This window comes from Desulfobaculum sp., from assembly GCF_054921475.1.
In genome coordinates this window covers 1-9,106 of the sequence record NZ_JBUDSW010000148.1, presented here as the reverse complement: position 1 = coordinate 9,106, position 9,106 = coordinate 1, and the positions used below count along the sequence as shown (strand labels likewise).

Below are 9,106 nucleotides of genomic sequence, written 5' to 3'. Positions count from 1 at the left end.
GCCCCAGCCCCATGAGCACGGTTAGGCGAATTTTACCCAAAGCAAACCGTCAAAATCCTCCGCAAAAACCGGAACCACGTCCACCACCAGCGGAAAATGCCCTCAAGGAAAGAAAATTGCGCCTAGGGGCTTGACGAACCGCCCAAACATATGTCAGTCAGCCGACACATTGTGCGGCGCTCCAGTTTAACAGCAACTGCGGTCGCATGTTTTCCATAGATTCATTCCATCCCGGCACGCGATGCCACGGGGCCGATGCGGCATGAAGCACCCTCCCGGCCTTGGCGCGGAAGAACAACCATTCCAATGGCGACGCCCCCGCAGCAGTAGGCATGCTGCGCACGAGCCATCTTCCACGACACCACATTGCCAGCATCACCTGCCGGATACGGAGACAGCGAGGGCGGCGTCTGCGCGGACGACGCCCCGCATGCCGTAACGAAGCCGCAGGCCCACAGGGCCGTCAAGCGGGCGGCTTCGCAGACAACAGGCACCTCCGACATGGCACATTGTTGAGCTCCTACCTCCAGTAGCAGTGCAGAACCATGTCATGGGGCGGCGGCTCCTCCACCCGGCCGCCGCCCTTTTTCCATCCCGCTTCACGGGAAACGCAGTAGCCATTTCGCATCATTTCCCTACCAAGCGGACCAAAGCCATCCCTGCGGCTTTGGTCCGCTTGTTTTTTTGCCCGCCGCCTTGCCCTTTTCGTGCGCGGCGTGTTCCGATATATCCTGTGCGGACGCTCTCGTTTTTTCCACATTTCCACGGACGCAGGACGGATTATGCCCACCAGAACCATCGTCGTTGCCGGCACCCACAGCGGATGCGGCAAAACCACGGCCAGCCTCGGCCTTATGGCCGCCCTTGTGCGGCGCGGGCTCACCGTGCAGGCCTTCAAGTGCGGGCCGGACTTCATCGACCCCGGCCACCACGAGCGCATCACAGGACGCCCCAGCCACAACCTCGACGGCTGGATGATGGGACACGACGCCGTGCAGGAGGTCTTTGCGCGGGAAGCCGCAGACGCCGACGTCGCCGTGGTGGAGGGCGTCATGGGCCTTTATGACGGCCGCACCGGAACCGGCGAGGACGGCAGCACCGCGCAAATCGCCAAATGGCTTGGCGCGCCGGTGGTGCTGGTGGCCGATGCGCGCTCCATGGCGCGCTCCGCCGCCGCCCTTGTCACCGGCTACACCGCCTTTGACCCGGACATCGACTTTGCGGGCATTCTGCTGAACCGCGTTGGCAGCGACAACCACGCCCAGCTCCTTGACGACGCACTGCGTGGCCTGCCAGACCACCTTGGCAGCCAGCCGCCACTGCTTGGCCTGCTCCGCCGCCGCGAGGGCCTTGAACTGCCCTCGCGCCACCTTGGGCTTGTGACCGCGCAGGACCATCACCTGCCCGAAGACACCGTGACCCAGCTGGCCCAGTGGATGGAGGACGGCTGCCACCTTGGCCGCCTGCTGGACCGCAGCCCCGAGCGCCACCTGACGCCCACGGCCCCGCCCACACAGGCGGAAAAGCCCGTGCGCATCGCCGTAGCCCGCGACGAGGCATTCTGCTTCTACTACCACGAGAATCTGCGCCAGCTTGAGGCCGCGGGCGCGCAGCTCGTCTTCTTCTCCCCCCTGCGCGACGCCGCCCTGCCCCCGGACATTGGCGGCCTGTACCTTGGCGGCGGCTATCCCGAACTGCACGCGGCGCAGCTCTCAGGCAACGCCGCCATGCGCGCCGCCGTGCGTGGATTCAGCGAGGCCAATGCCCCGGTGTACGCCGAGTGCGGCGGCTTCATGTACCTGATGCGGGGCATCACCACCGCCGAGGGCGCAGAGCACCCCATGGTGGGCGTCTTTCCCATGCATGCGGCCATGGACAAACGCTTTCGCGCGCTGGGCTACCGCGAGGCCGTTACCACCGCGTCCACCTTTTTCGGGCCGGAGTGGACCATGCTGCGCGGGCACGAATTCCACTACTCCTCGCCCTCCGCGCTGGACGCGGACATCCCCGCCGTCTACAAGGTCATGGACCGGCGCGGCTGGACCGGCGCCAAGGAAGGCTTTGCCCTGCGCCAGACCCTTGCCTCGTACATCCACGTGCACTTTGCCTCCAACCCCGACGCGGCCCGCGCCTTTGTGGACGCCGCCCGCGCCCACACAGCCCAGAGCGCGGCAGAGTAACGCCGCGCAGCGGCCACCATCATGACCACACATCTTCGAGAAGGCTTCACCACAGGCACCGCAGCCGCAGCCGCAGCCAAGGCGGGATTCCTCGCCCTTGCGCGCGGGTGGCGCGGGGCCGTCATGGACACGCCGACCCCGCGCGCCGGCCGCCTGAGCATTCCCATCGCGGCCCTTGAGCCAGAAGGGGACGCCATCCGCGTCAGCGTCACCAAGGACGGCGGAGACGACCCGGACGCCACCCACGGGGCCACCATCTGCGCCGTCGTGCGCCTGCTGCCGGACGGGCCACGCGGCGAGGTGCACCTTGAGGGCGGCGCCGGCGTTGGACGCGTCACCCTGCCCGGCCTGCCCATCCCGCCCGGACAGGCCGCCATCAACCCCGCCCCGCGCCAGCAGATTGCAGACGCCGTGCGCGAGGCCATGGACGAAACAGACTTTTGCGGCGCGGTGGACGTGACCATAGAGGTCCCGGACGGCGAGGCCATTGCCGCCCACACCATGAACGGGCGCCTTGGCATTGTTGGGGGCATCTCCATCCTTGGCACGCGCGGGACGGTGAAGCCCTACAGCCACGAATCCTACGAAGCCAGCATCAATCAAGCCCTGAGCGTGGCCCGCGCGGCAGGGCGCCACACCGTCGCCCTGTCCACCGGCGGGCGCACAGAGCGCCTGCTGCTGACGGACCGGCCGGACATCCCCCGCATCGCCAGCGTGCAGATAGCGGACTTTTTCGCCAGCGCCCTGCGCGGCGCGCGCCAGCACGGCATGACGCGCATCGTCATCGGCTGCTTTTTCGGCAAGCTGGTCAAGATGGCGCAGGGCTACGAATACACCCACGCCAAAGACAACCGCATCGATTTCGACCTGCTGGCCAAGTGGTGCCTGCAGGCTGGAGCACAGCCCGGCCATGCCCGGGATATCGCCGGCGCCAACACCGCGCGCCACGCTCTGGAAATTCTCGTGAACGATGCCCATAAAAATGCTATTGTTACGGCAATTGCACACCGCGCGCTGCGCGCTGCCCTTTCCCTTGCCGGACCGGGCATCCGCATCGAATACCACGTCTACGACTTCGACGGCACGCGCCTTTGCCACGTCACATCGGAGGACGCATCATGACCATTCATATCATCGGCCTCGGTCAGGACCCGGACAACCTTCCCGACGACACCCGCTCACTGCTGGACCACGCACAGGTGCTGGTGGGCGGACGCGCCCTGCTGGAGCACTTTGACGGCCACCCCGCCGAAAAGCTGCCCATCGCCGCCCCGCTGGAGGACGTCTACGCCACCATGGCCGCGCGGCAGGCCGACGGACTTGAGGTTGTCGTCCTTGCCGACGGCGACCCGCTCTTTTTCGGCATCGGCACCTCGCTCATCGAGCGCTTTGGGCCGGAGGACGTGCGCATCTACCCCAACGTCACCACCCTGCAGGCCGCTGCGGCGCGCCTGAAGGTTCCGTGGCAGGGCATCCGCACCGTGTCCCTGCATGGCCGAAACGACTACCGCCCCATGTTCAGCGCCCTGCTTGAGGCCCACTGGGTGGCGGTGTTTACGGACAACCGCAACATCCCCTCGGCCATCGCCCAGAGCATTCTGGACAAAAGCGGCGAAACCCACTGCATGTGGGTGCTGGAGGACCTGGAAAGCGACAAGGAACGCATCGGCAAGTACACCCTTGAGGAAGCTCGTAAAAAGAGCTTTTCCCCGCGCAACCTTGTGCTGCTGGAGCGCGTGGCCGAACCGCAAATCCCCCTCGGCCTCGGCACCCCGGACGATCTGTTCATGCGCGAAAAGAACCTCATCACCAAGGGCCCTGCCCGCGCCGTGGGCATTGCGGCCCTGCGCCTGCGCCCGGACTCCGTGATGTGGGACCTTGGCGCGGGCTGCGGCGCCATCGGCATTGAGGCCTCCAGCCTCACCACGCGCGGCAACGTCATCGCCGTGGAAAAAAACGCCAACCGCGTCGCCATGATACGCGAGAATATCCGCCGCACCGGCGCCTACCTTGTGGACGTGGTGCACGGCTCCATGCCCGCCTGCCTCGCCGACCTGCCAACGCCGGACCGCATCTTCATCGGCGGCGGCCTTGCTGGGGACGCCGACACCGTGCTGGACATCGTGTGCAAACGCCTTCGCCCGGGCGGACGCCTTGTGGCCCACGCCGTGCTGCTGGATACCCTTACCCGCGCGCGCCAGATTCTGGAGGAGCACGACTGGCCCTACTCTGTCACCCTCATCCAGGGCGGCGAATCCGCGCCGCTGGCCGGGGACCTGCGCATTGCCGCGCAGAATCCCGTGTTCGCCCTCATCGCGGACAAGCCGCTGGAATAGCCATGACGCCGCCGCGGCATTTGTCATCCACCCCAAATCCGACTATACCGGTCCAAAAGGAAACCGCGCCGGACGTCTTCCGCATCATTCCCACCGTCGGTCCCCGGCTGGCGGAGCTTTTTATGGAATTGGACTACGCGGATATTGACGCCCTGCGCGGTGAAAACCCACAGGACATGTACGACAGGCTCATCAGCCAGCGCGGGGAGCACGTGGACCGCTGCGTGCTCTATGTCTTTCGCCTTGCGGTGTATTACGCCGCAGGCGGACGCGACCCGCAGCGCCTGCGCTGGTGGGACTGGAAGGATACCCCGTGACCCATCATTTCACGCGCCTTGCCGACGACGTCCTCGGCGGCAAGGCCCTCACTGACGACGACGTACGCGCCATTGCGTGCGCAGCCGCAGAGGATGCCGCATGCCTCCACGCCGAGGCCGTGCGCATCAAGGAGCACACCTTTGGCAAGGCCGTAGGCCTGTGCTCCATCATCAACGCCAAAAGCGGACGCTGTGGCGAGGACTGCCGCTTCTGCGCCCAGTCCGCCCACCACGGCGTCAACAGCCCGGAGTATCCCTTTGTGGGCGCGCAGCGCATCCTTGAGGCCGCCCGCGCCATGCAGGCCGCCGGAGCCTCGCGCTTTAGCATCGTCACCAGCGGCAAGGGCCTGTCCGAGGCGGACTTTGACGAAATGCTCCGCGCCGTGCGCGGCATCTGCGACCTTGGCCTGCGCGCCGACGCCAGCGTCGGCATCCTCACCGCGGCCCAGCTCACCGCCCTGCGCGATGCTGGCCTGTCCGGCTACCATCACAATCTGGAGACGGCCCGCAGCTTCTTCCCCAGCATCTGCACCACCCACAGCTACGACGAGGACGTGCAAACCGTGCGCGACGCCGTGGACACGGGCCTCATGGTCTGCTGCGGCGGGCTGTTCGGCATGGGCGAAACATGGGAGCAGCGTGCGGAACTGGCGCGGACGCTGGCGGACCTTGGCGTGCATTCCGTGCCCGTCAATTTCCTGCACCCTATCCCGGGGACGCCCCTTGCCTCCCGCCCTCTGCTCAGCGCCGGGGAAGCGGCGGGCATCATCGCCCTGCTCCGGTTCATGCTGCCAAGCAAGCATATCCGCATCTGCGGCGGCCGCCCCGCCGTGTTTGGCGCGGACCGCATGCGCCCCCTGCTGTGCGGGGCCAGCGGACTGATGATTGGCGACTACCTGACCGTGCAGGGCAACGACGTTGCCGCCGACCGTGCGGACATGGACGCCCTCGGCCTTCTCCCGGAGCCCGCATGACGCACTCCGGGCACAGCCTGCATACGCTGGAATCCCTGCACCGGCTGGTGTGGACGGCCATGTTCTCGGCAACCATTGCCGTTGGGGCGTATCTGCACTTCCCCATCGGGCCGATTCCCTTTTCCATGCAGCCGTTCTTTGTGTTTTTGGCGGGGTATGCCCTTGGCCCGGCCTACGGCGCGCTGAGTGTGGCGCTGTACCTTATGGCGGGCATCATCGGCCTGCCGGTGTTTGCCGGGGGCAATGCGGGGTTTGCCTATCTGCTGGGACCGACAGGCGGCTACCTTGCGGCCTTTGTGGGCTCAGCGGCGCTGACGGGCATGGCCGGACGCCACAATCCCATCCCATGGGCGCACGCCGTTGTCTGGGGCATGGCCGCACTGGTGGTGGCCTACGGCCTTGGCACGTGGCGCCTCGCCGCCGTGCTCAATATCTCCATGGAGCGCGCCGCCATGGTGGGCATCGCGCCGTTTATCCTCCCCGACGCGGTCAAAATCGTTGCGGCGGCGGCCTGCGCGCGCCACATGCAGCGGCGCGGCCTGCTGCGCCTGTAGCGCCTACAGATACCACCGCCAACTGCGCCCCGCGAGGTACACATCGCGCAGCGTCTCAATGCCGCCGGATTTCAATTTCTTCACAAGGAAAAGAAAGAGGTAGGCCGTCTGCATGGCGTCGTAGAGGGCGTTGTGCTGATCAAAGGCAGGCAGGCCGTAGGACGCGGACAAATCCCCCAGCTGGTACGACACACGCGAGTCAAACTGGTCGTAGTAGTTTTCCCAGCACTCGCGCTCGTACACCTGCGCAAGGCGCATGGTATCCACACACGGAATGCGCAGCCGCCCGCCCAGAATATCGCGCGCCGCACGATTCAAAAACGACATATCCAGGCCGATGTTGTGCCCCACAAGCAGCGAGTCGCCAAGGAACTCCATCAGCCGGGGAAAGGTCTGCCGCAGGCGCGGGGCGCCGCGCAGCATCTCGGGCGTGATGCGGTGCACCATGGTGGACACCTTGGGCACGCCGCCGCGCGGCGCCACCAGCGAATAAAAGCTGTCCGCCGTGATGGACAAATCGCGCACCTTCACCGCGCCAATGGACACAATCTCGTCCGTGCGCGGCGACAGGCCCGTCAGCTCCGTATCCAGCACCGTAAAGGTATAGTCCGTGAGGGGCCGGTCCTGATCCAGCCCCGCGTACCGGCTCCGGTGCTCGGCCAGCGGCCCGGACGCGCCAAGGCCCACAAGGCGCAACAGGCGCTCCCCAAGGCTTTGCCCGCGTGTGGCGGCAGGTGCCGTCATACCATCCTCCCTGTCAGGCGATGTTCAGCCGGAACACGTCCCGAATAAAGCCCTGCAAGCCCGAAATCACGCCAAAGGCCTCCTTGAGGGTCTGCTTCTCAAGGTCCGTCAGCGCCGACGGGCGCACCCGGTTGTCCGGTTCGCGTTCCTCACGTATCTGGCGCATCTGGTGCACCAGCCGCAGCTGCATCAAAAATTCGTAGGCCTCCGTAGCCTCGGAGCACAGGTCCTGCGCTACGTGCTCCTGCGCGCCAAGGGCGTGCAAGCGGTCCAGCGTGTTGGTGGCCGCAATGCCATGGCGCAGGGCAAACAGCCGCGCAAAGTCCACAAAAGGCACCAGCCCGCGCTCCTTCAGGTCCAGCGTGTCCTTGTGCTCGCCGTTTTTCTCCACAATGAAGTTCCGGAAAAACGACAGCGGCGGGCGCGCGCCAAGGCAATCCCGCGCCAAATGCCGCAGGAACACAGCCTCGCGCGGGGCGTGCAGGGTGATGTGCCGCCGCAGGCTCTCGCCAAGGTCCGCGCGCCCCCACCCGGGGCGGAAGTCAAAGAAAATCGTGGCGTGGAGCACTTCCTGCGGTTCGGGCCGCAACATCATCTCCTCAAAGAACTCCCGAAACACCGCAAAGGGCCGCCGCCAGCGCGAATTAGACGCCATCATGCCGCCGGGGCACGGCGGGTAGCCACAGCGCCCCAAATGGTCCCGCGCGGCATCGGCAAAGCGCGCTAGATACGCCTCGGCGCTGGCGGCCTCGTCCGCGTCCTGTGGGTCGGTGTAGATGATGGCGTTGTCCTGATCGGTATGAAAGGTCTGCTCGCGCCGCCCCTCGCTGCCCATGAGCATCCAGCAAAACGGCACCGGCGGCGGGCCCATCTCGTCCTGCAGCATGGTCAGCAGCTTTTCCAGAATCAGGTCATTCAGCACGGTAATCATGCGTGTGATGTTCCCGGCCTTGGCCCCCTCCTCAATAAGGGACCCCACCACCAGCGGCACCTTCTGCGACAGGGCATACAGCCCCTCAATGCGGCGCTGGGCCAATATCTCGCGGAACAGATACACCGGGGAACGGCCCTGCAGCACCATGATGTCATGGGACGTCACCATCCCCACCACGCGCCCGTCCTCCTCCACGGCCAAGTGATGAATCTGCGCCGCCATCATGCTGAGCAGCGCGTCAAAGCACACAGCGCGGTGGCTGGCCGTCACCAGCGGCGCGCTCATAATGCTCTCCACAGGCGCGGCAGGGTCCACGCCTTCGGCCACACAGCGCCGCAGGTCCTTGTCCGTGACAATCCCCACAGGAGCGCCGCCCTCGCCCTCGGTCACCAGCAAAGAGCCGATGCCGCCACGCAGCATGCGCCGCGCCGCGCGGCGGATGCTCGTCCCCCGCTCCACACCGCGCGGAGCGCGCTGGATAAGGTCGCCGATGCGGGTGGAAAACAAATACAACGGGCTGTCCGTGCACAGGTCCGCGTGCTGGCGGCGCAGTTCCGAAAACGCGCGCGAAACGTAATGCTCCGAGAGGCTGTGCAGAAAATGCCGGGCAATGGCCGGGTGGGTCTCCACCAGCTGGCGGAAAACCAGTGCAGGCATCTTGAAGCAGAAGGTATCCTCAATGGTGTCAGCCGTCAGGCTGGCCACACTCTCGCGGATAATGCCCAGCGCGCCCACGGTGCCGCCCTCGCCGCGGTAGTCCACCAGCTTGTCCCCGCCCTGCTCCTGCACCAAATACAGCCGCACGCCGCCACGCTGGATGATAAGCAAATACTCCACCGCACTCTCCCCTTGGGTGAGCAGTCTCGTGCCCTTGGGGTAGAAGTCGATGGAGCACTTGCGCGCCAACTCCCGCAGGACGTCGTCGTCCAATTCGGAGAAGGGCAACGTTGCCTTCAAAAAGGGGATGATTTCCGACGGCTGGGCCGCGAACACGTCCCTGTGCATAGCGCCTCGCTTCCGGCGTTTTCGGCGCCAGCGTGGCGTTGCCGAAACCCGCGTCGCAAGTT

General features: G+C 66.0%; 8 protein-coding genes. 6 read left to right on the top strand and 2 right to left on the bottom strand.

Translation table 11 applies throughout. The features are described 5' to 3' along the window. Positions 1 to 782 precede the first annotated feature (782 nt). From ACY69P_RS10530 to ACY69P_RS10505, 6 genes are read left to right on the top strand one after another with little or no spacing between them, the layout of a single operon-like run. Positions 783 to 2,180 carry a cobyrinate a,c-diamide synthase gene (locus ACY69P_RS10530; protein WP_462327436.1) on the top strand — a complete coding sequence of 466 codons (1,398 nt, stop codon included), beginning with the start codon at positions 783 to 785 and terminating at the stop codon, positions 2,178 to 2,180. 21 nt (positions 2,181 to 2,201) lie between these two features. Further along, positions 2,202 to 3,302 carry a cobalt-precorrin-5B (C(1))-methyltransferase gene (locus ACY69P_RS10525; protein WP_462327435.1) on the top strand — a complete coding sequence of 367 codons (1,101 nt, stop codon included), beginning with the start codon at positions 2,202 to 2,204 and terminating at the stop codon, positions 3,300 to 3,302. Next, on the top strand, positions 3,299 to 4,516 hold the full coding sequence (gene cbiE, locus ACY69P_RS10520) for a precorrin-6y C5,15-methyltransferase (decarboxylating) subunit CbiE (protein WP_462327434.1): 1,218 nt from the start codon (positions 3,299 to 3,301) through the stop codon (positions 4,514 to 4,516). Before ACY69P_RS10525 ends, cbiE begins: the two co-directional genes overlap by 4 nt. Positions 4,517 to 4,518: 2 nt before the next feature. Then, positions 4,519 to 4,833, top strand: coding sequence for a helix-hairpin-helix domain-containing protein (locus ACY69P_RS10515; protein WP_462327433.1), 315 nt, complete (start codon positions 4,519 to 4,521; stop codon positions 4,831 to 4,833). Next, positions 4,830 to 5,807, top strand: coding sequence for a biotin synthase BioB (gene bioB, locus ACY69P_RS10510; protein ID WP_462327432.1), 978 nt, complete (start codon positions 4,830 to 4,832; stop codon positions 5,805 to 5,807). Before ACY69P_RS10515 ends, bioB begins: the two co-directional genes overlap by 4 nt. Then, positions 5,804 to 6,361 carry a biotin transporter BioY gene (locus ACY69P_RS10505; RefSeq protein ID WP_462327431.1) on the top strand — a complete coding sequence of 186 codons (558 nt, stop codon included), beginning with the start codon at positions 5,804 to 5,806 and terminating at the stop codon, positions 6,359 to 6,361. Before bioB ends, ACY69P_RS10505 begins: the two co-directional genes overlap by 4 nt. Positions 6,362 to 6,364: 3 nt before the next feature. Here the strand turns inward: ACY69P_RS10505 and ACY69P_RS10500 are convergent, their stop codons facing one another. Both ACY69P_RS10500 and ACY69P_RS10495 read right to left on the bottom strand, forming a co-directional pair. After that, complete coding sequence (locus ACY69P_RS10500; RefSeq protein WP_462327430.1) at positions 6,365 to 7,105, bottom strand: 3'-5' exonuclease; 741 nt, start codon at positions 7,103 to 7,105, stop codon at positions 6,365 to 6,367. Positions 7,106 to 7,118: 13 nt separating this feature from the next. Next, on the bottom strand, positions 7,119 to 9,044 hold the full coding sequence (locus ACY69P_RS10495; RefSeq protein ID WP_462327429.1) for a putative nucleotidyltransferase substrate binding domain-containing protein: 1,926 nt from the start codon (positions 9,042 to 9,044) through the stop codon (positions 7,119 to 7,121). Between the last annotated feature and the right edge of the window lie 62 nt (positions 9,045 to 9,106).

Bases quoted from the DNA above. Each gene is read 5' to 3' on its own strand.
- ACY69P_RS10530 (WP_462327436.1), top strand. From the start codon at position 783: ATGCCCACCAGAACCATCGTCGTTGCCGGCACCCACAGCGGATGCGGC.
- ACY69P_RS10525 (WP_462327435.1), top strand. From the start codon at position 2,202: ATGACCACACATCTTCGAGAAGGCTTCACCACAGGCACCGCAGCCGCA.
- cbiE (WP_462327434.1), top strand. From the start codon at position 3,299: ATGACCATTCATATCATCGGCCTCGGTCAGGACCCGGACAACCTTCCC.
- ACY69P_RS10515 (WP_462327433.1), top strand. From the start codon at position 4,519: ATGACGCCGCCGCGGCATTTGTCATCCACCCCAAATCCGACTATACCG.
- ACY69P_RS10505 (WP_462327431.1), top strand. From the start codon at position 5,804: ATGACGCACTCCGGGCACAGCCTGCATACGCTGGAATCCCTGCACCGG.
- ACY69P_RS10500 (WP_462327430.1), bottom strand. From the start codon at position 7,105: ATGACGGCACCTGCCGCCACACGCGGGCAAAGCCTTGGGGAGCGCCTG.
- ACY69P_RS10495 (WP_462327429.1), bottom strand. From the start codon at position 9,044: ATGCACAGGGACGTGTTCGCGGCCCAGCCGTCGGAAATCATCCCCTTT.